The 23,099-nt window shown below is 62.5% G+C and carries 25 protein-coding genes and 4 tRNA genes; 13 read left to right on the top strand and 16 right to left on the bottom strand.

Going from position 1 to position 23,099, the window contains the following annotated elements; all coding sequences use genetic code 11:
- The 10 genes from Q1A85_RS19370 to Q1A85_RS19325 form a co-directional block, all read right to left on the bottom strand.
- Positions 1-77, bottom strand: a tRNA-Asp gene (locus Q1A85_RS19370).
- Positions 78-116: 39 nt separating this feature from the next.
- Positions 117-193: transfer RNA gene (locus tag Q1A85_RS19365), tRNA-Asp, on the bottom strand.
- A gap of 64 nt (positions 194-257) precedes the next feature.
- A complete protein-coding gene (locus Q1A85_RS19360) occupies positions 258-767 on the bottom strand; it encodes a GNAT family N-acetyltransferase (RefSeq protein WP_299693483.1) in 510 nt (169 codons plus the stop codon).
- Positions 764-1,702 carry a pirin family protein gene (locus Q1A85_RS19355; RefSeq protein WP_299693481.1) on the bottom strand — a complete coding sequence of 313 codons (939 nt, stop codon included), beginning with the start codon at positions 1,700-1,702 and terminating at the stop codon, positions 764-766. Before Q1A85_RS19355 ends, Q1A85_RS19360 begins: the two co-directional genes overlap by 4 nt.
- A 98-nt stretch (positions 1,703-1,800) precedes the next feature.
- Complete coding sequence (locus Q1A85_RS19350) at positions 1,801-2,055, bottom strand: hypothetical protein (RefSeq protein WP_299693479.1); 255 nt, start codon at positions 2,053-2,055, stop codon at positions 1,801-1,803.
- Between the two features lie 80 nt (positions 2,056-2,135).
- Positions 2,136-2,846 carry a LuxR family transcriptional regulator gene (locus tag Q1A85_RS19345; RefSeq protein ID WP_299693476.1) on the bottom strand — a complete coding sequence of 237 codons (711 nt, stop codon included), beginning with the start codon at positions 2,844-2,846 and terminating at the stop codon, positions 2,136-2,138.
- Between the two features lie 181 nt (positions 2,847-3,027).
- Positions 3,028-3,103, bottom strand: a tRNA-Val gene (locus Q1A85_RS19340).
- A gap of 47 nt (positions 3,104-3,150) precedes the next feature.
- Complete coding sequence (locus Q1A85_RS19335; RefSeq protein WP_299693474.1) at positions 3,151-3,717, bottom strand: histidine phosphatase family protein; 567 nt, start codon at positions 3,715-3,717, stop codon at positions 3,151-3,153.
- Positions 3,718-3,794: 77 nt separating this feature from the next.
- Positions 3,795-3,869: transfer RNA gene (locus Q1A85_RS19330), tRNA-Val, on the bottom strand.
- Positions 3,870-3,932: 63 nt separating this feature from the next.
- Positions 3,933-4,334 carry an HU family DNA-binding protein gene (locus Q1A85_RS19325; protein WP_299693470.1) on the bottom strand — a complete coding sequence of 134 codons (402 nt, stop codon included), beginning with the start codon at positions 4,332-4,334 and terminating at the stop codon, positions 3,933-3,935.
- Here Q1A85_RS19325 and Q1A85_RS19320 point away from each other — a divergent pair.
- Both Q1A85_RS19320 and Q1A85_RS19315 read left to right on the top strand, forming a co-directional pair.
- Positions 4,333-4,605: a hypothetical protein gene (locus Q1A85_RS19320; protein ID WP_299693466.1), complete on the top strand. Its 273-nt coding sequence runs from the start codon at positions 4,333-4,335 to the stop codon at positions 4,603-4,605. The two genes, Q1A85_RS19325 and Q1A85_RS19320, sit on opposite strands and share 2 nt — an antisense overlap.
- 22 nt (positions 4,606-4,627) lie before the next feature.
- Positions 4,628-5,287, top strand: a complete 660-nt coding sequence (locus Q1A85_RS19315) for a hypothetical protein (protein ID WP_299693463.1) — start codon at positions 4,628-4,630, stop codon at positions 5,285-5,287.
- Between the two features lie 74 nt (positions 5,288-5,361).
- Here Q1A85_RS19315 and lon read toward each other — a convergent pair whose 3' ends face one another.
- A complete protein-coding gene (gene lon, locus Q1A85_RS19310; protein ID WP_299693460.1) occupies positions 5,362-7,770 on the bottom strand; it encodes an endopeptidase La in 2,409 nt (802 codons plus the stop codon).
- A 515-nt stretch (positions 7,771-8,285) separates the two neighbouring features.
- Between lon and Q1A85_RS19305 the strand changes: the two genes are divergently transcribed.
- Together Q1A85_RS19305 and Q1A85_RS19300 are read left to right on the top strand one after the other, a co-directional pair.
- Positions 8,286-10,472, top strand: coding sequence for a glycosyltransferase family 2 protein (locus Q1A85_RS19305; protein WP_299693457.1), 2,187 nt, complete (start codon positions 8,286-8,288; stop codon positions 10,470-10,472).
- A gap of 314 nt (positions 10,473-10,786) precedes the next feature.
- A complete protein-coding gene (locus Q1A85_RS19300; RefSeq protein ID WP_299693454.1) occupies positions 10,787-11,746 on the top strand; it encodes a hypothetical protein in 960 nt (319 codons plus the stop codon).
- A 5-nt stretch (positions 11,747-11,751) separates the two neighbouring features.
- On the opposite strand, the gene tgt is transcribed toward Q1A85_RS19300, so the two are convergent.
- Entirely contained in the window at positions 11,752-12,879 is a 1,128-nt protein-coding gene (tgt, locus tag Q1A85_RS19295) for a tRNA guanosine(34) transglycosylase Tgt (RefSeq protein WP_299693494.1), read from the bottom strand.
- A 561-nt stretch (positions 12,880-13,440) separates the two neighbouring features.
- On the opposite strand from tgt, the gene Q1A85_RS19290 reads away from it, so the two are divergent.
- The 3 genes from Q1A85_RS19290 to rimK all read left to right on the top strand — a co-directional run bounded on the left by Q1A85_RS19290 (position 13,441) and on the right by rimK (position 16,701).
- Positions 13,441-14,640: an aminopeptidase P family protein gene (locus tag Q1A85_RS19290; protein WP_299693451.1), complete on the top strand. Its 1,200-nt coding sequence runs from the start codon at positions 13,441-13,443 to the stop codon at positions 14,638-14,640.
- A complete protein-coding gene (locus tag Q1A85_RS19285) occupies positions 14,615-15,262 on the top strand; it encodes a DinB family protein (RefSeq protein WP_299693448.1) in 648 nt (215 codons plus the stop codon). The genes Q1A85_RS19290 and Q1A85_RS19285 overlap by 26 nt, the downstream gene beginning before the upstream one ends.
- 62 nt (positions 15,263-15,324) lie before the next feature.
- Positions 15,325-16,701, top strand: a complete 1,377-nt coding sequence (gene rimK / locus Q1A85_RS19280; protein WP_299693445.1) for a 30S ribosomal protein S6--L-glutamate ligase — start codon at positions 15,325-15,327, stop codon at positions 16,699-16,701.
- Here the strand turns inward: rimK and Q1A85_RS19275 are convergent.
- On the bottom strand, positions 16,698-17,642 hold the full coding sequence (locus tag Q1A85_RS19275) for a hydrogen peroxide-inducible genes activator (protein ID WP_299693442.1): 945 nt from the start codon (positions 17,640-17,642) through the stop codon (positions 16,698-16,700). The genes rimK and Q1A85_RS19275 overlap by 4 nt on opposite strands.
- Before the next feature lie 100 nt (positions 17,643-17,742).
- Here Q1A85_RS19275 and Q1A85_RS19270 point away from each other — a divergent pair, with 100 nt between their 5' ends.
- Positions 17,743-18,285, top strand: coding sequence for a phosphoribosyl-AMP cyclohydrolase (locus Q1A85_RS19270; RefSeq protein ID WP_299693439.1), 543 nt, complete (start codon positions 17,743-17,745; stop codon positions 18,283-18,285).
- Positions 18,286-18,418: 133 nt separating this feature from the next.
- Positions 18,419-18,781, top strand: a complete 363-nt coding sequence (locus Q1A85_RS19265; protein WP_299693436.1) for an SUF system Fe-S cluster assembly protein — start codon at positions 18,419-18,421, stop codon at positions 18,779-18,781.
- 212 nt (positions 18,782-18,993) lie between these two features.
- Here Q1A85_RS19265 and Q1A85_RS19260 read toward each other — a convergent pair whose 3' ends face one another.
- On the bottom strand, positions 18,994-19,140 hold the full coding sequence (locus Q1A85_RS19260) for a hypothetical protein (protein WP_299693433.1): 147 nt from the start codon (positions 19,138-19,140) through the stop codon (positions 18,994-18,996).
- A gap of 83 nt (positions 19,141-19,223) precedes the next feature.
- Between Q1A85_RS19260 and Q1A85_RS19255 the strand changes: the two genes are divergently transcribed.
- The 4 genes from Q1A85_RS19255 (at position 19,224) to Q1A85_RS19240 (ending at position 21,510) form a co-directional block, all read left to right on the top strand.
- Positions 19,224-20,099, top strand: coding sequence for a LysR family transcriptional regulator (locus tag Q1A85_RS19255; RefSeq protein ID WP_299693430.1), 876 nt, complete (start codon positions 19,224-19,226; stop codon positions 20,097-20,099).
- Between the two features lie 13 nt (positions 20,100-20,112).
- On the top strand, positions 20,113-20,493 hold the full coding sequence (locus tag Q1A85_RS19250; protein ID WP_299693427.1) for an iron-sulfur cluster assembly accessory protein: 381 nt from the start codon (positions 20,113-20,115) through the stop codon (positions 20,491-20,493).
- A 1-nt stretch (position 20,494) separates the two neighbouring features.
- Positions 20,495-20,818 (top strand): TfoX/Sxy family protein, encoded by a 324-nt coding sequence (locus Q1A85_RS19245; protein ID WP_299693425.1) that lies wholly within the window; start codon positions 20,495-20,497, stop codon positions 20,816-20,818.
- Between the two features lie 86 nt (positions 20,819-20,904).
- On the top strand, positions 20,905-21,510 hold the full coding sequence (locus Q1A85_RS19240; protein ID WP_299693423.1) for a hypothetical protein: 606 nt from the start codon (positions 20,905-20,907) through the stop codon (positions 21,508-21,510).
- On the opposite strand, the gene Q1A85_RS19235 is transcribed toward Q1A85_RS19240, so the two are convergent.
- Positions 21,507-22,139, bottom strand: coding sequence for an HD domain-containing protein (locus tag Q1A85_RS19235; protein WP_299693421.1), 633 nt, complete (start codon positions 22,137-22,139; stop codon positions 21,507-21,509). The two genes, Q1A85_RS19240 and Q1A85_RS19235, sit on opposite strands and share 4 nt — an antisense overlap.
- Complete coding sequence (locus Q1A85_RS19230) at positions 22,136-23,041, bottom strand: 2-oxoglutarate and iron-dependent oxygenase domain-containing protein (RefSeq protein ID WP_299693417.1); 906 nt, start codon at positions 23,039-23,041, stop codon at positions 22,136-22,138. The genes Q1A85_RS19235 and Q1A85_RS19230 overlap by 4 nt, the downstream gene beginning before the upstream one ends.
- Positions 23,042-23,099 lie beyond the last annotated feature (58 nt).

Here is a 23,099-nt window from a genome sequence, read left to right as displayed (position 1 = left end):
TGGCGCGGTTGACGGGGCTCGAACCCGCGACCCCCGGCGTGACAGGCCGGTACTCTAACCAACTGAGCTACAACCGCGCATAGTGGTCCCGTATCCCCAAGACCAAGGGTAAGCAGTGGCGCGGTTGACGGGGCTCGAACCCGCGACCCCCGGCGTGACAGGCCGGTACTCTAACCAACTGAGCTACAACCGCCCGCTGCGTTTGCCGGGTTTATGACCAGCCCCCGGACGGGTCAAGCGTCTTTTCCCGCCGATATTCACAATTCTTGGCGAAGCGCCGCGAAAACCGCGCCCTCGAACAGTACAGGCACCATCCGCACCGGCGCGCCCAGCAACATATCGTCCACGGCCGCCCCTTCGACACCACCCATGCGGCGATAGAACCGGCGCGCGCCCGCGTGCGGTTCGATCACAAAAAGGCGCAGCGCCGTTGCCCCTTGCGTCGCAACATCGGCACAGATCGCGCGGAACAACCTGCCGCCTACGCCGCCGCCGCGCGCATCCGGGCTCACATGCAAATTGTCGAGCAGTGGAACATTGCCCCATTCCACGGCGCCAAAGCCCACGACAGCACCGTCCCGTTCTGCAAGCCGGATCATACGGTCTGCGGGCCACCTGTCCCACCGCGCGCGCATGTTTGCATCAAGCGGCGTACCCAAGGCGCCGGGCGGCACATATGGGCCGTAGGCGGCCCGCCAGCTTGCACCGTGCAGTGCCATAAGCGCGGGCGCGTCCGCAGGAGTGGCGGCGCGGATATGCAGCGTCATTTGTCAGGCAGCGGTATGAATTCATCCTCATCGCCGGGCGGCAACTGAAACCGTCCATGGGCCCAGTCACCGGCGCGCCACGCCTCTTTGGCCGCGTCGATCCGATCGCGCGACGAGGCCACGAAGTTCCACCAGATGTAGCGCGACCCCTCAAGGGTCGCCCCCCCAAGCAACATCAGCCGCGCGCCTTGCGCACCCGCTGTCAGGCCAAGCTGATCGCCGGGGCGAAACACCATCATCTGTCCCGCGGCAAAGGTCTCGCCGCCCACGCTCACCTCACCCTCAACCACATAGACGCCACGGTCTTCGTGATTGTCGGGCAACGGGATGCGGGCCTCCGCCTCCAGCACGGCGTCGGCATAGAACATCTCGGAAAAGGTCTGGACCGGTGCGGTCTCCCCCCATGCATCCCCAAGGATCAGGCGCACCTCCTTGCCCTCCCCTTCGAGGAACGGCAGCGTGTCCTTGGGCGCGTGCTGGAAATCCGCCGGGTCATCTTCGGCGTCCTTGGGCAGCGCCACCCATGTCTGGATGCCAAACAGATTGTGCGGCTTGGCCCGGATCTCACCATCTGTGCGTTCCGAATGGGTGATCCCATGCCCGGCCACCATCCAGTTCACCGCCCCCGGTTCGATCCACTGATCGGTGCCAAGGCTGTCACGATGGTGGATTTTGCCCTTGTAGAGATACGTGACCGTGGCCAGCCCGATATGCGGATGCGGGCGCACGTCGATGCCCTTGCCCGTCACGAACTCGGCCGGGCCCATCTGGTCGAAAAAGATAAACGGCCCCACCATCTGCCGCTTGGGCGCGGGCAAGGCGCGGCGCACCTCAAAGCCGCCCAGATCGCGCGCACGCGGCACGATCACGGTGTCGATGGCATCGACGGCATCGCCGATGGGACAGTCAGGATCAAGGGCGGGGTTCCAGCTCATCTTGTGCTCCACTGTTCAGGGACAGTTTGATGATAGGCCAGGATGCGCCGCACACAACGCGTATTTTCTCAGGTCAATGGTGCGCAATTACACATATGTCAGGCGCGGGGGAAATCCATGCCCCGAAAGGCACTCGATAATCTCTCAAGATCTGCAGCTACGAGGATCAGGCGCGCCACCTGCCGTGCTTCATCCGTTTGCGCGGATTCGTAAGCCGCGTATTCCGCCATGGCCGCCGCGATGGCAAGCGCCACCCCCGGTCGCGCTGCCGCCGGCAAGGCATTCAAGTCTTCGAGCAACGCGGCAATGCGGTTTTGCGTGAAACTCTGCGTGTTTTTCATGTCCTTCAGCATCACCCGCTCCCTCGGCATGACTTATGCTGGAGGTCTAGGCGATGGCGCGAATCCGGTCATGTCACGGACTTGCGCCACATCTAAGGAACGATCAGACCTGCGCCGACCCCTTGGATCGCAGCGGTGGTCCGGTCTGCCACGCCCAACTTGGAAAAGATGCGCCGCACCAACGTGTCGACGGTGTGGGGCGACACGGACAGGATTTCGGCAATCACGCTGTTCGATTTGCCGCGCGCGATCCAGCGCAGGATCTGACGCTCGCGGGGCGACAACTCGCCACCCGGCGCCAGCGCAGGTCGCAACGCGCAATAACGGACATGTGCGGCCTGGGCGATCATCTGAAATTCGAGAATGGCGGCAGGGTCCGGAAACTGGTCCGGATGCTCAAATCCCAATCCGACATACCCGTTCCGCAAACCCGGACCAAAAACCTGAAAGGCGAGACCGTCGCCGACCCCCGCCTCGCGCATCTGCCCCAGATATGCGCGCTGTTCCGGGGTCAGCCGCACCAGTTCCCTGATCTGCGACCAGCGAAACGGCGAAACCGTGCTGTGCGCCAATTCGGTGATCGGGTCGATCAGATAGAGCTTTTGCTTGATGTAGTGGCAGGTCCATTCGCTGGAGAACCCGGTCGCATTGATGTTGACGGACTGGCTGTGTTGCAGATCGGATCTGATGTGATGATAGCTGATCTTTGAAACGCCGTGGTCACGGAAATACAACGTGACAAGGGACCAAAGCGCGCTCACTTCGCCTTCGTTGACAATGGCGTCAAACACCGCCTCGGTCATGTTACCCTCACGTACACGCCAGCCTTTCAACCGGTGGTTCTGCCGGAAGGCTCAGCAAAGTCTTAACGGCGCAATGCGGTCCTGTCATTGATCTGGTGCAAGTTCTTGCGATGGAACAAGGGCATCCGTGCGGTTTGCGACACCGGACAATCGGCGGATGGCGACAGTCATACAGACAGAGTGGTGGGTCGTGAGAGGCTCGAACTCCCGACATCTTCGGTGTAAACGAAGCGCTCTACCAACTGAGCTAACGACCCGATGCGTGGGTTTTATGCCAAGCGGCGCAGGCTTCGCAACCCCTCAGTTACAGCTGTCGGTGAACGCCGTTTTCCACAACGTAAACAACGCCTTGGCCACCGGGCAAATCGCCCAGTGTTGCCGGTGGACGCCCCAATGCCACAGTGCGCAACATGCGCGACGTAATGCCATGGGTCACACACAGCGTCGGAGCGGTGAGACCCGCCAGAAATTCGGTGCAGCGCGCGTGCAAGCGGGCAAACCCCTCGCCACCCGGCGCATGTTCGTACAGCGCCAGCGGCCCGTCGGGCGTTTCCTCAAGCGTCTCACCCGTTGCCGCAACCTCCGCGCGGCGTTTGCCAGACCAGTCGCCCACTTCGATTTCGCGCAGGCGGTCATCGGTGCGCAGAAAGGCCACCTGCCGCGCCAACGCAATGGCCGCCGTCTCGAACGCGCGGCCCTGCGGGCTGACACGCACGTCAAACCCGCTGATATCAACAGCCGCCAGCATGTCACCGATCCGCGCGGCCTGCTGTCGCCCCAAATCCGTCAGCGGTGAATTCAGCGCGCCCTGAAACCGGCCTTCGGCGTTCCATTCCGTCTCGCCGTGGCGCATCACATAGATTGGCATCATCGGCCCATGCCCCCTGTCCGCATCACGCTGTCGGCCCTGAAAACACGAAAGCGCACTCGATCAGAGTGCGCTTTCGATGGTGGGTGATAAGAGATTTGAACTCCTGACATCTTCGATGTGAACGAAGCGCTCTACCACTGAGCTAATCACCCAAAGTCCGCGCGTCTTACAAAAGCACGCGCGGGCTTGCAAGGCCCCGAAGGGCAAAATCGCACCTATTCGGCGGCGGTTTTCGCCTCGGTCACAGGGGCGGGCGCGGGACCGTCGGTGGCCATATCGTCCGCAGGCAGATCGCGGGCCTGTCGGATACGTGCCGCCACAACCTTGCCGTCGGGCAATTTGCGCTCGCGGTTGATCTTGACGGTGCCAAAAGGTTGCAGGTTCAGATCGCGGCTGTCCTGCAATGCGAGGCCCATCGTGGCCAGCGTCGCCTCAACCACTTTTTTAACCTCCGACCGTTTCATCCCGGTCTTGAGCGCAACGGTGTCCAGCAATTCCTTTTTGCGCAGCGCGGGGCCTGCGACCACCGGCTCCAGTTTGGTCACGGTTGCGGGCTTGATCGGGGTCGGTTTTGCAGGCGCTGCCTTGCCCGTTGCAGCCTTTGCCGCTGCGGTCATGCTGGCCGGTGCCTTGGCCGCCGCCGTCTTGGTGGCGGGCACCTTGGTGCTGGACGCGGTTGTCCGTTTTGCCGCCGGTTTTTTGGCTGCGGTCGTCTTGGTCGTGGATTTGGTTGTGCTCGATCGGGTTGGCATCAAAGGCCTCCTCATTGTTATCAACAACACATTATCGGCAAACGTGTTCAATTTCCAGCATCACAGCCACCGACCATCAAAGCAGCCCAACGGCATTGCAAATGCAACCGCAGCCATGCTTCATTCACCTGTGTAAACTTTGAAATGAAAGATTATTTATGAAGTACCGATTTTTTGGCGTCGCAGTGGCCATAGTTGTGGGCCTTGCCCTCCCTGCTCAGGCGCAAGTCATGGCTCCGCACACTTATGACAATGACGTCGTTCAGGTGCAAAGCAATGACACCGACCCCGGCAGGCCGTTTTTCACATTTGACCCGGAAGAAGACGATATCACTCTGATCAGCACTTGGCCCGACGGACTCCGGTCCTGGTTTCACTTTGAAACCGGTGTATCGGAAATTTTCGGATCTGAAATGACGGATTGGGCCAAAGAGAATGGATATGATTTCAAGGACGTCATGACCGATGTGGAGTTGTACAACAGCTTCCAAAAGACGCTTTTAGGCAAAACCAAAGGAATTGAAACTGGCGACTCCGACTTTGGCGCCGCGATGAATCCAATCCTGTCCGGCAAGAAAAAAGGCAAGCTTCTGGTGACGATCTATTCAAGAGATCGCACAGCAGACGGCACACTCAAAGTTGTCTTTCAAGGCATTGCACGCAATGAGAAACACGCAAATCGCATCGTCAAACGGCAGTTAAAAAAGCTGAGAAGGAAAGCCGGAGGCGTGATGGCCTTTCCCGATGGATCTGGCGACGAACGCACGGGCCTGCCCACGGATGGGGCACCGATCGAAGGTTTGCCGGAACGCCCCTAAGCATCTGTGTAGAACAGCAAAAGGGCGCGATCATGTGATCGCGCCCGATAGTTTTGTACCCAAATGGGTTCGGCTTAGTGCGCCGTGGGGCTTACGCCCGATCCCGAAGATGCCGACGCAGCCGCCGCAGCCGCTTCTTCGGCCGCCTCATCCCATTCAATTGCGTCGGGTTGGGCGACCAAGGCCCGCTCCAGCACTTCGCGCACATGTGTGACGGGTATGATCTCCAGCCCTTCCTTCACGTTATCGGGGATGTCGGCGAGGTCTTTCTCGTTCTCTTCGGGGATGAGAACGGTCTTGATCCCGCCGCGCAGGGCCGCAAGCAGTTTCTCCTTGAGCCCGCCAATGGGCATCGCGTTGCCGCGCAGGCTAACCTCGCCCGTCATGGCGATGTCCTTGCGCACCGGAATGCCCGTCAGCACCGACACGATGGAGGTCACCATGGCGAGACCGGCACTTGGCCCGTCTTTGGGTGTGGCACCATCAGGCACGTGTACGTGGATGTCGAGCGAGTCGAATTTGGGCGGCTTCACTCCGATATCCGGACTGATCGACCGCACGTAGCTCGAGGCGGCGTCGATGGATTCCTTCATCACGTCGCCCAGTTTACCGGTGGTCTTCATCCGGCCCTTGCCCGGCAGTTTGAGCGCCTCAATGTGCAAAAGATCGCCACCAACGGATGTCCAGGCCAGCCCGGTCACGACGCCAATCTGGTCGTCTTGTTCAGCCAACCCATAGCGATGCTTGCGCACACCCAGAAAATCATCGAGATTTTCGGAGGTTACAACGACCTCTTCAACCTCTTTCTTGATGATCTTGGTCAGCGATTTCCGCGCCACCTTGGCGATTTCACGTTCAAGGTTCCGCACGCCCGCCTCGCGGGTGTAGTAGCGGATGATATCGCTCAGCGCGCCGTCGGTCAGTTCGAACTCCTTACCTTTGAGCCCATGGTTTTTGACCTGCTTGGCGATGAGATGCTGTTTGGCGATCTCGCGCTTTTCATCCTCGGTGTAGCCTGCCAGCGGAATAATCTCCATCCGGTCCAAGAGCGGCCCAGGCATGTTGTAGCTGTTCGACGTGGTCAGGAACATCACGTTCGAGAGGTCATATTCGACCTCCAGATAATGATCGACAAAGGTCGAGTTTTGTTCCGGGTCCAGCACTTCGAGCATGGCCGACGCCGGGTCACCCCGGAAATCCTGCCCCATCTTGTCGATTTCATCGAGCAGGATCAGCGGGTTGGTCGTCTTGGCCTTTTTCAGCGCCTGAATGATCTTGCCGGGCATGGAGCCGATATAGGTCCGGCGGTGGCCCCGAATTTCGCTTTCGTCGCGCACACCGCCCAGCGAGATGCGGATAAACTCGCGCCCCGTAGCCTTTGCCACCGATTTGCCCAGCGACGTCTTGCCCACGCCCGGAGGTCCGACGAGGCACATGATCGGCCCCTTCATCTTCTTCGAGCGTTGTTGAACGGCGAGGTACTCGACGATACGTTCTTTCACCTTTTCAAGGCCATAGTGGTCGTTGTCGAGGATTTTCTCGGCGCGACCAAGGTCCTTTTTCACGCGGGATTTCACGCCCCACGGGATCGACAGCATCCAGTCGAGATAGTTGCGCACCACGGTCGCCTCGGCGCTCATGGGCGACATGTTCTTGAGCTTTTTCAGCTCAGCGTCGGCCTTTTCGCGCGCCTCTTTGGACAGTTTGGTTTCCGCGATTTTCGCCTCAAGTTCGGCGACTTCATTCTTGCCGTCCTCACCGTCGCCCAGCTCTTGCTGGATCGCCTTCATCTGTTCGTTGAGGTAATATTCGCGCTGCGTCCGCTCCATCTGGGATTTGACGCGGGTCTTGATCTTTTTCTCGACCTGCAAGACGGACAACTCGCCCTGCATCAGACCATAGACCTTTTCCAGCCGCTCGCTCACGCTCAGCGTCTCAAGCAGATCCTGTTTCTGGTCCACTTCGATGCCCAGATGCCCGGCCACAAGGTCGGCCAGTTTCGCAGGTTCGGTGGTTTCCCCAACGGCGGCCAGCGCCTCTTCGGGGATGTTCTTTTTCACTTTGGCGTAACGCTCGAATTCCTCGGCGACCGACCGCAGCAGCGCCTCGGTCGTGGCCATGTCACCGGGCATTTCGGTGAGGTATTCGGCGCGCGCCTCGAAAAACACGTCGTTTTCCAGATATTCGGTGATGCGCACCCGCGCCTGCCCCTCGACCAGCACCTTGACGGTGCCATCGGGCAATTTCAGCAGTTGCAGCACGTTGGCCAGCACGCCAGCCTTGAAGATGCCGGAGGATTCCGGATCGTCCTCGGCAGGGTCAATCTGGCTCGACAGCAGAATCTGCTTGTCGTCGGCCATGACCTCCTCGAGCGCTTTGACAGATTTTTCGCGTCCCACAAACAGTGGCACGATCATATGCGGGAACACCACGATATCGCGCAGAGGCAGGACGGGGTAAGAGGCGTTGAGAGGCTCTTGCATGCTCATTTCCTTATCATTGGCAAGACAGCGCGGCCCCGCTTGGCGGCGACCATTGGCTGGCTCCTTGCATCGGACGCTTATACCTGTGGTGCGCGCCCTGTTGTTTCAAGGCGCACCATGACCGGGCAGACGCAGCGGCGCAATGCCATCAGCCAAACTGTCCCCAGATTTTTATAACAAATGCTGCCATTCGACGCGCGGTGACATGCGGTCGCGATTGTTCGCCATGTCGAAACAATCACTGCGCAATCCTTAAATTCCCGTCAAGCGTGCCGAAAAAACCTAAAGAAATCCGTTCACTCGCATTCGAATCAATTTATCGCGACCGCTTCGTCTGATATCTGTGGTCCTGTAACGCCTGGGGGGGTGTTTGTATGGACCCGACGATTATACTTTTGGCACTGTTTGCGTTGCTGTCTGCGTTTTCAGTGGACAGCGACACGGATGCACCGACCGACGATGGGACGGGTGACGAGGATCCGGTCAGCATGTAAGCCGGTCCAAGGCGTCCCACAGTGCTGAGCGTAATTGTCCCCTTTTACAACGAAACCGCATTTCTGCGCGCGGCTCTCCGGTCTGTGCGCAATCAGGGCCTGGATGATGTTGAACTGATTGTCGTGAACGACAATCCGGATGCGTTTGGACGGGATGACCTTGCCGCTCTGACCGACGGGTTCGGCGCGCGGGTCATTCATCACCTCGAAAACCGTGGGCTGTCTGCGGCGCGCAACACGGGCATCACGGCTGCCAACGGCACGCATATCGCCTTTCTGGATGCCGACGATTACTACACGCCCGGCGGTTTGGCCGCACAGCTGGCCTATGCCCATGAGACCGGCGCCGATATCACCCATGCCGCCTGCTATCTCGGAGCCGAAAGCTCTGTCCATACCAAGGTGCTGCACCGCGATGCGCGCCTGCACCTGAGCCGCCGTGTGGTGGATGGGCGCATGACCGCGCAAGAGGCGCAGTTCATCGTGTCGTCGTGGTCCAGCGTCTACCGCGCGGAATTCCTTGCGGACAATGACCTGTGGTTTGACCCTGAACAGCGCAAATTCGAAGACCGGCTGTTTGTCTTGCACGCCGTGACCGCTGCGCGGCGGATCGCGTTTCTGGGACAGCCTGTGCGGGTCTGGCGGCGGCGGGCGGGTTCTATTTCGTCGCAGGCCACCACAGCCGAGACACATCTGCTGCAAGTGCAGTTGCTGGAAAAATGCATGGACCACATGCGCGCCCAAGACCTGCCGCTACGGTTCGAAAAACGGGAATTGTTCAACACTGTGTCGCGCCTGATCTGGGATATGGACATCCTGCCGTATCTGGCAGCGGGTGACGTGGACTATGCCGATATGGCGGCGCGCATCCCTGCGCTGCTCGGCGATGACAGCTTTGGTCACGACATTTTTGCCGATCCCATGGTGTCCGCCACATCCCGTGTCGGGATGCGGACACGGCATGGCCTGATCAATCGCGCGCGGTTTTTCGCGCTGCACAAGGCGTGGCGCACGGGCGACTATGTCAAGGCACAGCGCCTGATGGATGAATGTGCGCCGCGGCCTGCCCCCCTGCCCGCGCGCGACCAACCGCAACGGCGGCTGGTCCTGCATATCGGCCTGCACAAGACTGGAACAACCTTTGTGCAGCACCACCTGCTGCATCACCGCGACGCCCTCGCCCGCGCGGGTGTGCTGGTGCCTGAAACCGGGTTCGACCGTGCCGTCCCGGGGCGCCGCGGGGCACTGTCCGGGCATCAGGGGCTGGTACGCGCCCTGCGCGATGGGGACGACGCACTGTGGCGCGCGTTCCATGACGAGGTGTCCGCGAGCCCCGCGCGCACCGTCGTGCTGTCTGCCGAAAACCTGTCCTTTCCCACCGAACCGGACCGCGATGCACGGATCGCGCAACTGTTTCAGCGGTTGGGCACATGGGCGAATATCGATGTGATTGCCGCCCTGCGCGCGCCCCATGCCTATATCGAGGCGTTCCACGCCGAATGGGTCGCCTCAGCCCATCCCGGCGGCGCACGCAGTCTGCCCGAGATGCTGGTGGATCACGCGGACAGGCTGACAGATATGCCTGCCCTCTTTGCCCCGTTCGAGGCCGCCACGGGCCACCCCGTGACCCTTTATGATTTTGATGCGGCCCGCCGGGATGACGGCGTCTGGGCCAGCTTTGCCAGCGCGGCGGGCCTGCCCGCCTTGCCGACAACAGACGCGCCGCAATACCCGACACCGGACCGCGACAGCGTGCGTCTGCTCCAGATGGTGAATGTGCTCGTTGCCAATCAAGCGCGGCGACGCACCCTGCTTGACACATATTTTGCCGCGCCGCCTGTGGGCGGCACACGGCACAGCCTGCTGTCCCCGGACCGACGCGCAGAAATCGTGGCCGATTTTGCGGAACGAAGCGATGATTTTTGCGCCGCACGCGGCTATGCGCCGGATATGAACGCGTGGCGCGCGGCATTGGCGAACGAAGACTGGGTGCCACCGGGACCGATACCGGGTGATTGTCTGGACGTTTTGACGGATGTCGGCGTTCAAGTGGCCGGTGATGTGGACGCCCCGGCTCCGCTGCGCACACCAGCAAGCGCGCCCGCAAAAGGACCGCCGCGCACAGGCCGCAACCGCTACGCCTTTGTTATCCGACCGCGCCCGTGGCTGGTGCGCCTGTTGGACCGACTGCTATTGAAAGAAGATTGATGGGGAGGGCGTGACAGCCCCGAACCGCCGCTAAACAGTGATCAGACGAGCGTCAGCACTGCAAGCATCGACACGGCAAACCAGCTAAAGGCAACAATTGTAAACTGCATGACATCCCTCCCCAGGGCTTGTGACTGCGTTGAATATAGGGGGTGCGCGGCCATCCGTGCATGGTGGAATTCCTGACCATTGCGCCCCTCGGGATGCGGGGGTGCGCCACATGGCGGTGAGTTCTCGAACTCATGGTCAAACAGTGCTAAGCCCCCCGGACCTCCCCCGGCGCTGGTGCCGGGACAGTCTTGCGGAACGGATGTATGAAACCGCATTTGCACCTGCATGTCGGCCTTGGCAAATGCGCCTCGACCTCGTTGCAGACTTATCTGGCGACGCATCGCGACGCGCTGTTGGCACAGGGGCTGGACTATCCGGACCTCGGATCCGGCGCGGCAGGCAATTTGACACCTTTCGCACTCAGCCAGCGGCCCGACGCGGCCCGCTGGGGCGCGCGGCAATTCGACTTTGAGGGTGCCGCGGACCGCCTGCGCGCGGCCCTCGCCGCACCCGGCGCCCCCCGCGTGCTGTTGTCGAGCGAGGCGTTGACGCATCCCGAGCACAAGACTGATCTGGATTGGGTGTTTGATGCCTGCGCGACGGTGACAGTCCATCTGATCCTGCGCCCGCGTGCGGCGCTGTTCGTGGCGGTCTATGCGCAGATGGTCCGTGCGGCGGGACTTTATGATGATCTGGCGTCTTTTTTGGACAGCCCGCTGATCCAAAATGGCGGAGCGTTCGCAGACATTCTGGAACACTGGCAGAGCCGCGTCGGCACGAACGCCGTGCGGCTTCACTTTATCCGCCCACACGGCCCGCCGATTGTCGACACGGTGATGCGGTCCATTGTGCCGGACGGTATGATACCCTCTGACACAGCGCCCCGACAGAACCGCGCGCCTTCCGCCTTTGTGCTGGTGGCGCTGGCCTATGCGCAACATCCCGGCCACGGGTCCGCGCGCCCGGCCTTGGGCGAGATCATAAGAACGGCGCAGGCTTTTGATCCGGACCCGACCCTTGGCCTGCTCACGCCAGACATTGCGCGTGATATCGACATCCGGTTTGCGACCGACACCGCGCGCTTTGTCGGCGCGCTGGATGGGATAACGCACACCGATATAGAGACGGACGCCGCATCGCTGCACGGCATCGCCTTTGACGCCGTTCTGCGGTTGCCCGCCTTCCGCGCCTGCGTCAATCAGCTGGGCTTGCCCGCGCCCTGACAGGCTCAGAGCGGTTCAATATCCCCCATCGCCCGGCCCGCGTGGAAATCGGCCTGAAAGGCATCAAAGCGCGCGTCGGCAATGGCGTCGCGCAGTCCGGCCATCAGATCCTGATAATAGTGCAGGTTATGCCATGTCAGCAGCATCCCCGAGATCATCTCTTGGGCGCGGAAAACGTGGTGCAGATAGGCGCGGCTGTAGCTACGGCAGGCGGGACAGGTGCAATTTTCGTCGAGCGGGCGCGGGTCATCCGCGTGGCGGGCGTTCTTGATGTTGACCACGCCCCGGCGGGTAAAGACCTGACCGGTGCGCCCTGACCGGCTGGGCAGCACGCAGTCCATCATGTCGATGCCACGCGCCACGGCGCCCACGATGTCGTCGGGCTTGCCCACGCCCATCAGATAGCGCGGCTTGTCGCGGGGCAGCTGTTCGGGGGCGTAATCGAGGCAGCCGAACATCGCCTCTTGGCCCTCGCCCACGGCGAGGCCGCCCACGGCGTATCCTTCGAAGCCGATGCCTGTCAGCGCCTCGGCGCTTTCGGCGCGCAGGTCTTTCTCCAGCCCGCCCTGCTGGATGCCAAAAAGCGCATGGCCGGGCCGGTCGCCAAAAGCGTCCCGCGACCGCTGCGCCCATCGCATCGACAGGCGCATCGAGGCGGCGATCCGGTCGCGGTCGGCGGGCAATGCGGGGCACTCGTCAAAACACATCACGATGTCCGAGCCGAGCAGGCGCTGGATTTCCATCGAGCGTTCCGGTGTCAGGGCGTGTTTGGAGCCGTCGATATGGGATTTGAAGGTCACGCCCTCTTCGGTCAGCTTGCGCAGGCCCGCGAGGCTCATCACTTGAAAGCCGCCGGAATCTGTGAGGATCGGCTTGTCCCAGTTCATAAATGTGTGCAGCCCGCCCAGAGCGTCGATCCGCTCGGCGGTGGGGCGCAGCATCAGGTGGTAGGTGTTGCCCAGCAGGATGTCGGCCCCCGTGGCCGCCACGCTTTCGGGCAGCATCGCCTTGACCGTGGCCGCCGTGCCGACGGGCATAAAGGCAGGTGTCCGGATCTGGCCCCGCGGGGTCGAGATCACGCCGGTCCGCGCCCGGCCATCCGTCGCCTTCAGATCAAAGGAAAAGCCTGCCATATCCGCCCTTTCAGCCTGCAAGGCCCCCCACATATCGCCCCCCTTGCCCCGTGCCAAGTCCCGGCGATGTCCCACGCTGGGACATTGGTCCACGCACCGCATATCAATGGGTTACAGAGGCGGATTAACCCTTTGGTAAGGTTTGCACCCAATCGGGCGGCCTTTGGCGGGCCTGCGGACCACAAGGGCCCGGGCGGATGGCGTGCCGCACGGACGGGAGCCTCCGGCGGGGATTTTTTGGGGACAGAGACGGGGACGGACAGTGCCCCGCACGGGGCCGCAGCAACAAAGGGCAAGCGCAGAAAGCGCGCGATGACCCGCGCCGGTGCCGCAGCGACGCGCGCGGCCATATCAGCACCTCATCACTTCGGTCTTGATCGGTGGCCAAAAGCGGATACACCGGTGCCACGGGCGGGCGATGGCGTCGCCGGCACGCGGGTTGCGTGCAAAGCCCGTATCCACATTCCTGAACGCCGGGACTTTTCTTTGCCGTGTGCGGTACGGGAAGGGACCGTTTCCCTTCAGGTGGCGACCGCGGCTTTGGACCGAAGGAGCCACGCGATGGATCGTCCAGACTTTTACCGATTTCACCAAGGGTCCAAGACCCTCCCCTTTGCCGACGCGGAATATGAAACGCGGCTGACGGGGCTGCGCGCAGCGATGGCCGCGCGCGGCGTTGACGCCTGCCTGCTGACCTCGATGCAGTGCGTGGCCTATTACAGCGGCTTTCTCTACTGCGCGTTCGGGCGGCCCTATGGGATGGTCGTCACCGCCACGGATGCCGTCACCTTTGGCGCGGGCATTGACGCCGCACAGCCGTGGCGGCGCGCCTATGGTGACACCATCACCTATACCGACTGGCGGCGGCACAACTACTGGCGCGCCATCCTGTCGGTGACCGGGCCCGGTTGTACCATCGGCTACGAGGCCGATCACATGACGCTGGCCCAGAAGGCGCTGCTGGACGATGTTCTGTGCCCGGCCGCCACGGTGGATATGGCCCCGGCCACGATGCGCCAGCGGATGCACAAATCCGACGCCGAAATCGCCCTGATCCGGGCGGGTGCGCAGGTGGCGGATGTGGGCGGCTACGCGGTGCGCGAGGCCGTGCGCGCAGGCACGCGCGAGATTGACGTGGCCATGGCGGGCCGCGACGCAATGGAGCTGGAAATCGCCAAACGCTTTCCCGATGCCGAATACCGCGACACATGGGTCTGGTTCCAATCCGGGATCAACACCGACGGCGCACATAACCCGGTCACGGCCCGCGTGCTGGCGCGGGGCGATATCCTGAGCCTCAACACCTTTCCGATGATCAGCGGCTACTACACGGCACTGGAACGCACGATGTTTGTCGAAACCGTGGACCCGGCCAGCCTGACCATCTGGGAGGCGAATGTGGCCGCCCATGAACACGGGATGCGCCTGCTGCGGCCCGGCGCGCGCTGCGCAGATATCACCGAAAGCATCAACGCATTCTTTGCCGAACGTGGCCTGCTGCAATATCGCAGCTTTGGCTATGGTCATTCGTTCGGGGTGCTGTCGCATTATTACGGGCGAGAGGCGGGGCTGGAGTTGCGCGAGGATATCGACACGGTGCTGGCGCCCGGCATGGTCATCTCGATGGAGCCGATGCTGACGATTCCCGAAGGCCAGCCCGGCGCGGGCGGCTACCGCGAGCATGACATCCTGATCATCACCGAGGACGGGGCTGAAAACATCACCGGCTATCCCTATGGGCCGGACTTCAACGTCGTGTGACGCAAGCGGCGGTGCTGCGGGCGCGCCCCGCGGCACCGCCCCATGGCACTGGCCGCGCAGGCGCGGTTTCGGCTATGGGATGCAGGAACGGGACGAAAGGCACCCCATGGTCACGCTGGAATTTGCGCGCATGATGGCGCGGTACAATCGGTGGCAGAACCGGTCGCTTGTGGCGGCTGCGGACAGGCTGACGGATGCGGCGCGCTGGCAGGATCGCGGGGCTTTCTTTGGCTCCATCGCCGGGACGTTGAACCACATTCTGTGGGATGACCGCGTCTGGCTGGCCCGGTTGACCGGCGACCGGGCCGCGGCAGAGCGGATCGGCGCGCGCCACCCCTACACGGATGCGCCGCGCGATTGGGGCACCTACCGGTCCGAACGGGCCGCGCTGGATGATGACATCGTCGCGTGGGCGGATGCGCTGCGGCACGCCGATCTGGACCGTGCGGTGCCGTGGCAGCGCGGACCGGACACGGTCGAGACAGGTTGCGGATTCAATGTCGCACATCTGTTCAATCACCAGACCCATCACCGCGGGCAGGTTCACGCCATGCTGACCAGCGCAGGCCTATCGCCGGACCCCACGGACCTACAGATGCTGGCGATGTATGACGCCCCCTGACAGGCGCTAGCCATCACCCGCCTGTCATGTTACGCCGGTCGCTTGATCACAAGGAGGTCAGGATGGAGACGTTGAATTTCGGTTGGGAAGAGTGGATCAGCTTGCCCGAACTGGGTTTGCCCGCGCTCAAGGCCAAGGTGGACACGGGCGCGCGGACATCTGCATTGCACGCCTATGACATCGAAGTCTTTGGTTCTGACAAGGCCCCCAAGGTGCGGTTCAATGTGCATCCCGTGCCGGGCAAGGACCACATCTCGATCACCTGTTCGGCCCCCATTCTCGACCGACGCGAAGTCACATCGTCCAATGGCGAGAGCGAGTTGCGCTATGTGATCGAGACGCGGCTGGAGGTGGCGGGCCAGTCATGGCCGATCGAGGTGACGCTGACGGACCGGTCGTCGATGAATTCGCGGATGCTGCTGGGGCGGCAGGCGTTGCAGGACCACATTTCGATCACCGCGTCGGAAAAGCGGTTGCAGCCCGATCTGAATTTCGACGTCTACCATTCGTCGGCCATGCGCAAGGCGGCCCCGTCCCGGTCGCTGCGCATCGCGGTGCTGAGCCGGGAGGACAATTATTCCACCCGCCGTCTGGTTTCGGTCGGCGAGGCGCGCGGGCACACGGTTGAGGTTATCAATACAACCCGTTGTTATATGGCGATTAACGCGATGGCACCCGAAGTGCATTACGACGGCAAACGCTTGCCCCGCTACGACGCGGTGATCCCGCGCATCGGTGCATCCGTCACCGCCTATGGGACGGCGGTGATCCGACAGTTCGAGACGATCGGGACCTATTGCGTGAACGGCGCGGACGGGATCACGGCCAGCCGGGACAAGCTGCACGCGCACCAGATCCTTGCCGCCAAACGGATCGGGATGCCGACGACGGCCTTTGCCGCCTCACCATTGGACACGGCCAACATCATGGGGCTGGTGGGCACGGCCCCTGTGATCGTCAAATTGCTGGAATCGACCCAAGGCAAGGGCGTGGTGCTGGCCGAGACCAAAAAGGCGGCGGAATCCGTGATTGACGCCTTCCGGGGGTTGCGCGCCAACTTCCTCGTGCAGGATTTCGTCAAGGAGGCGGCGGGCGAGGACATCCGCTGTCTTGTGGTGGATGGCCGGGTGGTTGCGTCGATGAAACGGACGGGGGCAGAGGGCGATTTCCGGTCGAACCTGCACCGGGGCGGGTCGGCCAAATCGGTGCGCATCAGCAAGGAAGAGCGTGAAACGGCGGTGCGCGCGGCGCGGGCCTTTGGACTGGGCAAGGCGGGTGTGGACCTGCTGCGGTCCGAGACGGGGCCGAAGGTGCTCGAAGTGAACTCTTCGCCCGGATTTGAGGGGATCGAGAACGCGACGGGCAAGGATATTGTCGGCAAGGTCTACGACATGATCGAGGCGCGCGTGAAACCGCGCCCGGCGCGCCGCCGCCGTTAGTCGAACCGGTCGCCGCGTGCGGCGCGGATGTCGCGCTTGACCGCGATGAGGTCAGCGGCCAGCGCGCGGCAATCCTCCTCCAGCGGTGAGGCACGGCGCCAGAGCAGCGCAATGTCGTGGACCGCATCGGGGTGGTCGATGCGGCGGACGACGAATTCCGGATCACGCACCGCTTCGGCCAGCGCATAGAGCGAGGGCAGCACCGCCACCCCTGCCCCCATCACTGCCATCTGGCGCACTGCATCGAGGCTGCCGCCCTGATAGTCGCGGGCCACGTGGGTGCCTGCATATTCCGCCAACCGCTCGACTATAGCCGCAAGGCGGAACTCTGCGCTGAGCGACAGGAGCGGCTTGCCCGCCAGCGCCGTTACCGGGATCGGGCCGCCGTCGGCGGACAGCGGATCGTCCGCCGCGGCACAGGCCCACAGCGTCTCGGAGAACAACGGGTGGCTGACGATGTCCGGATCACGACCGGGCGAGCCGATCACCACGTCCAATTGTCCGGCGCGCAACCGGTCCAGCAATTCGACCGTTGCCCCCTCCTGCACGGCGAGGCGCAGTTGCGGGTACTGCCGGTGCAGACGGCGGTTGGCGATGGGCATGAAATACGCCCCGACCGAGGGCAGCACACCAATGGACAACCGATCACCAAAGGGCCCGCGCGCGCCGCGGGCGACGGCGCGAAATTCGCGCACCTCTTGCAGGATGGCGCGCGCACGCGGCAGCAGGGCCGCCCCTATCGCTGTCAGATGCACCCGGCGGGACGTGCGTTCGAACAGCACCACGTCCAGCGCCGCCTCCATCGTGGCCAGCTGTTTGGACAGGCTGGGCTGACTGACCGCCAGCGCCTGTGCCGCAAGGCCAAAGGCACCATGTTCCGCCACCGCAACGAAATATTGCAACTGGCGCAGGGTCGGTCGGGGGGGTGTGGTGTCATCCATGCCCTTTAGCTATCGTTCCTTACGTTTCTTTCAATTGGTTATATGGACGGCCCTGCCCCACATCCCAGTCATCACCAACGCAACACGAGGAAACACAATGATGACCAAGACATTCACCGCCGCAGCCGCAGCCGCCATCGCCCTTGCCGCATCCGCCGGGATCGCATCAGCCGCACAGGACCCGACACTGACCCCAGACCGGGTCACGGCCTTTAAGACCGCATGGGGCGAAGGCATCGTACATATCGGCGAGGTGCACACCGCAGGCGGCGATTACGAGGCGGCGGCCCGCCAGCATCTGCTCGACTTTTACGCCTATGGTAAGGATATCGTGCTGTTCAAACCGACCTTGGCCAGCGACGACCAGTTCCGCGGCACCTTTGACGAGGCCCTGTCCTATTTCGTGGGCGGCAGCATCGCCGAAGATGGCGGCTTTGCCATTGCGCCTTACACCGACGTCCGCTGGGAGAACGAAGGCACAAGCATCACCGGCGATATCGCGCTGGCCATGGGCAATTATTACTTCACCACGATGTCAGGCGACGAGATCAAGGTCGAATACACATTCGGCATTCAGGAGATGGAGGACGGCGAGTTGAAGATCGTGTTGCACCATTCATCGCTGCCCTTCACCTCGGGCTGATCACCCGGGATCCCGTCGCGCCATCGGGCCTGTGCCCGGAGGCGCGACACCTCAAACGATACGTTCAGCACCCTTTACCGCCCCGGCGTGGTTCCCTATATAAATGGTCAGGAAAAGCCGGAGCCAAGCCCACATGGACCAACGCAACGAGATGCTTGAAGGCGCGCCACTGATTGCGCCGTCTTCCACCGATCACCCGCTGCACGAGGCCATCGTCGAGGCCTGCCGGACGGTTTATGACCCGGAAATTCCGGTCAATATTTTTGAACTGGGTCTGATCTATACCATCGACATCAACGACCAGAACGAAGTGAACATCATCATGACGCTGACCGCGCCGGGCTGTCCCGTGGCCGGTGAAATGCCGGGCTGGGTCGCGGATGCGGTCGAACCGGTTGCGGGCGTCAAGCAGGTGGACGTCCACCTGACATGGGAGCCGCCCTGGGGCATGGAAATGATGTCTGACGAGGCGCGGCTCGAACTGGGCTTTATGTAGCGCAGGCTGGTTTTCGCAAAACTGTCACGGCAGTGTCTGCCGACTGTTACAGTCGGCGGTCAGACAGAGCGTGCCAATCGCTGACGTGCAGCGCGCCCCAAACGCCCGCCACAGCGATATCCCGGACTGCACCGCATATCGCATCCCCCCGCAGGTCCGGCACCGCCTTGCGGGCCGCCCTGTCCGGGCGGCCCCCTTTTCCCGGTGTGTGATCAGAGCCGCCGGAGCACCCATTTCAGCGCCTGCCGCCGCCATTTGCGGCGCTTGCGAAAACGGTCCGCCTCTTGCATTTTTGCAAATGCCTCTTGCTCCTGCGCGTAAATCGACTGTGTGTGAAGGTCATTGTAGGGATGTAACATGACATTTCTCCTTTTGCTGATCCCAAGATGGCAACGGTGCGGACGCATTGTCAGGCCCCGAATTCGCAGCTAGATTTGCAAACATGCAAATCACCGATTGGACAGATTTCGGCCTATTCGCCGCCGTGGCCCGCCACGGCGCGTTGTCTGGTGCCGCACGCGAAACCGGGCTGAGCCAAGCAACGCTGTCGCGGCGCATGACCGCGCTGGAACAGCGGCTGGGACGGCGGCTGTTTGTGCATGGATCGGCGGGCTACACCGCCACCACCGAAGGGCGCGATCTGCTGGAGCGCGCCAAGAAGATGGAGGCCGCCGCACGCGACATATCGCAATGGAACGCGGGCCGCGCCGGGCCGCCGCGTGTGCGGGTGTCGGCGGGCACATGGACCACCGACTATCTGGCCCGGCACGTGCCGCTGTATTGGGACCCCGGTGCGCCGTGGCAGCCGGAATTCGTCAATTGCAATCAGGACATGGATATCGAGCGGCGCGAGGTCGATATCGGCGTGCGCAACCGCCGCCCGACACATCCATGGCTGGCCGGGCGTCGCACCGGTGCGGTTGAACATGCGGTCTTTGCCCGTGACGAGGGTGTCACCGGCTGGATCGGTCCGAGCGACGACACCTCTACCCTGCCTTCCGAAGCGTGGACATTGGCGCATCATGGTGCGGATATCGTGGCCTTTTCCAATGATCCGCAGGTGCGTGGCGCCATGGCCACCGCCGGTGTGGGGCGCGTGGTTTTGCCCACCTTTGCCGGTGATGCGATGCCCGGTCTGACCCGCGTGTCGGGCATCATCGACGAACTCACCGCCGAGGAGTGGCTGGTCTGCCATCAGGACACGCGACACGACCCCCCGATCCGGGCCGCACTGGACGCGCTGGCGGGAATGCTGTCGCGGGATCGCGCCGCGCTCTTGCAGGCGGGCGGTCAAAGCCCTACCTTAACACTCGGATAAACGAGGCTAGATCATGTTCGCGATCCCCGGAAAACAGGCCGTCACTATCACCGACCGCGCAGCCGCGCAGATCGTGAAGCTGATGCAGAAGGACGGCCATGCCGGCCTGCGCATCGGCGTCAAAAAGGGCGGCTGTGCGGGCATGGAATACACCATGGAATATGTGGACGAGGCCGACCCCAACGACGAGGCTGTTGAACAGGACGGCGCGCGGGTGATGATCGCGCCGATGGCGCAGATGTTCCTGTTTGGCACCGAGATCGACTATGAAACGTCGCTGTTGGAATCGGGGTTCAAGTTCAACAATCCCAACGTGACGGATGCCTGCGGCTGCGGCGAAAGCATCTCGTTCAAGGATGTCGAAACGCTCAGCGCCGAGCAGAACGCGGGCTGAAATGGCGCTGTCGGACGAAGAGATTGCGTTTGCAATGGATCTCTTCGCCGATATGGGTCCGCTCAGCACCCGCAAGATGTTTGGCGGCCTGTCGATCTATTGTGACGGCGTGATCTTTGCCATTGTGATGGCGGATGGGCGTGTCCTTCTCAAGGGTCAGGGTGCGATGCAGGACCAGTTTGAGGCGATGGGCTTCGACCGTTGGGATTACGTGCGCAAGGACGGCAGCCCCACCAACATGCCTTACTGGTATTTGCCCGAAAGCGCGCTGGACGATGCCGAAGAAGCCACAGCGCTGGCCCGTGCGGCACTTGAACACCTCTAAGTTTGCGCGGTCTTGCCGTCTTTGGATCACAAAGCAGCCTGAATGGCCCATTAACCACGCCGCCAACGACATGTTGGAGGCACGGTATGAAGGGCAGCTTTTCCCTGATGAAATTCCTTGAGGCCCATCCGGCGCTATGGCTGGTCTTGAGCCTCGTGCTGGCGGCACTGGTGCTGGCGCCCGTCCTGATGCGGATGCGGCGCGCCCGCGCCGCCCTGCGCAAACGGCTGGAGACGCTTGCCCAGAAGAAAACCGACCTTCTGGCCGCGCAAGGCACGGACGAATACTATATGTATATCGACGCCTACCTGCGCGCGCTGGATCCAAAATGCGAGTTGCCGGACCGGGCGGCGCTGGATGCGTTGCTGCACACCGCACATCTGTCGGATACGATCTTTCACTACAATTCGGTCGACTGGTTCGCCGCCCACGGCACCGAAGCGGATTTTCAGAACCTCGTCTCGGGCCTGCAATCGCTTGGGCTGCGTGACATGGTCGACCCGGTCTTTGCCGCTTCGGACTATCACCAGATGATCGACACGCAAATGGATGACGACACCGATGACGACGCGCTTTTTGTCCTCAGCGACATCATTGCCGAGGAATATGAGGAACGCGGTGGTGCCGCGCGGGTGCGCGAGGCGGTCCACAAGGCGCTGCAACCGCGGATGGATGTGATCCTGGCGGCCTAGATCCGCGCCTCATCCGCCAGCGCCACCTGAAAGGCACGCATCAGCGCCACCCGTGGCGCGGCCATTGCCCGTGCTGGCGCTGTGTTCAGCGTCTGCGCCACATCAAACAGCTTGGTCTCAAAGTGATCGAGGGCAAAGCGCTTGTCGTCCAACGCGCGCCCCTGCGCCAGCGGGTCGTGCCCATGCGCAAGCGCGGCCCCCATCTGCCCCGCCACGGTGAAACAGCGCGCGATGCCAATGGCCCCCAGCGCTTCAAGCCGGTCGGCATCCTGCAACACCTGCGCCTCCAGCGTCTCGCAGGGATGGCCCGCCGAATAACTGTGCCCGCGAATGGCGTGAGCCACAGCCTCTTGCCCCGGCAGATCGCGGGCCGCCATCCACGCCACGGCGTGATCCGCCGACAACTGCGCGGCATCTTTGCTGCGCGGATCGCCCTTGGGGATATTGACGATGTCGTGCAGATAGGCCGCAATCACCAAGACCTGCATGTCGAGCGGTGCGTCCAATCCGTCGGCAATCCGCTGGCAGGACGCCCAGACCCGCCGGATGTGCCAGATGTCATGCGCACCGTCGGACTGACCCGCCCAGTGCTGCGCCACCTCAGCCTCAAGGTCGTCCAGCAGGCTCATGTTTTTGCTTGCAAATGCACATATGTTTCGCGGAACCGCGCGCTCAGATGATCCCCGGCAAGGATCACCTCATCCGAACCGGGCGGTGCCACATTTGTATCGTAGGTCGGGTTGAAAAACAGCGGCACCGAGATGCGTTCGGCCAGCCCGCCGACCACCCGGTGCGGCGTCGCCTTGACCTTGCCAGCCGTCCAGAATTCCAGCATCTCGCCAAAGTTGATGATAAACTCCCCCGGCGGCGCACTGACCGGAAGCCAGCCGCCGCCGCGCTTGCGCACCTCAAGCCCCGGCGAGCCATCGGTGGCCAGCAGCGTCAAACAGCCGTAATCGGTATGCGTTGCGATCCCGAAATCCTTGGCCCCTGCCCAATCCGGGCGCGCCGGGTAAAAATTGCCCCGGAGCAGCGCCATGGGCGTGTCAAACGCGCCCTCAAAATGATCCGCATCCGCCCCAATACTGCGCGCAATCGCCCGCAACAGGTCCAGCGCGACCGCCCGCGCATCATCGTAATAGGCCGCGATCACGCGATGAAACGCCGGGTCTTCCGGCCACAGGTTCGGCGCATAAAACGTCTTGTCCGCCAATGGATGACCCGCTGGCGGCACGAATCCCACGTCGAAGAACTGCTTGTAATCCGGGTTGGCGTCCGGATCGACCTGTTCAGAGCCCGGCGCGCCCCAGCCCCGGTTGGCCCCGGTGCGTGCCATGTCCAGATCCCGTTTGGCCGCCTCCGGCAGATGGAAAAAGGCGCGATAGGTCTCGATCACCTCTTCGACCCGCGCCGCAGGCAACGCGGTGTTGTAGACCGTGGCAAATCCCACGCCTGTCGCCGCCTTGCCCAAGGCTGCGATGCTCTGTGCATCCCCTGCGGCCAGTGCGGCCGCGTCCAATCGTGGGATCATGCCCTTGCTCCCGGTTGCCTCTTTGGCGCAGCCCTAGCGCAGTGATCCAGCGGATGCT

It is taken from the genome of uncultured Tateyamaria sp., from assembly GCF_947503385.1.
Taxonomy (GTDB): domain Bacteria; phylum Pseudomonadota; class Alphaproteobacteria; order Rhodobacterales; family Rhodobacteraceae; genus Tateyamaria.
This window is presented reverse-complemented; position numbering and strand designations above follow the sequence as displayed.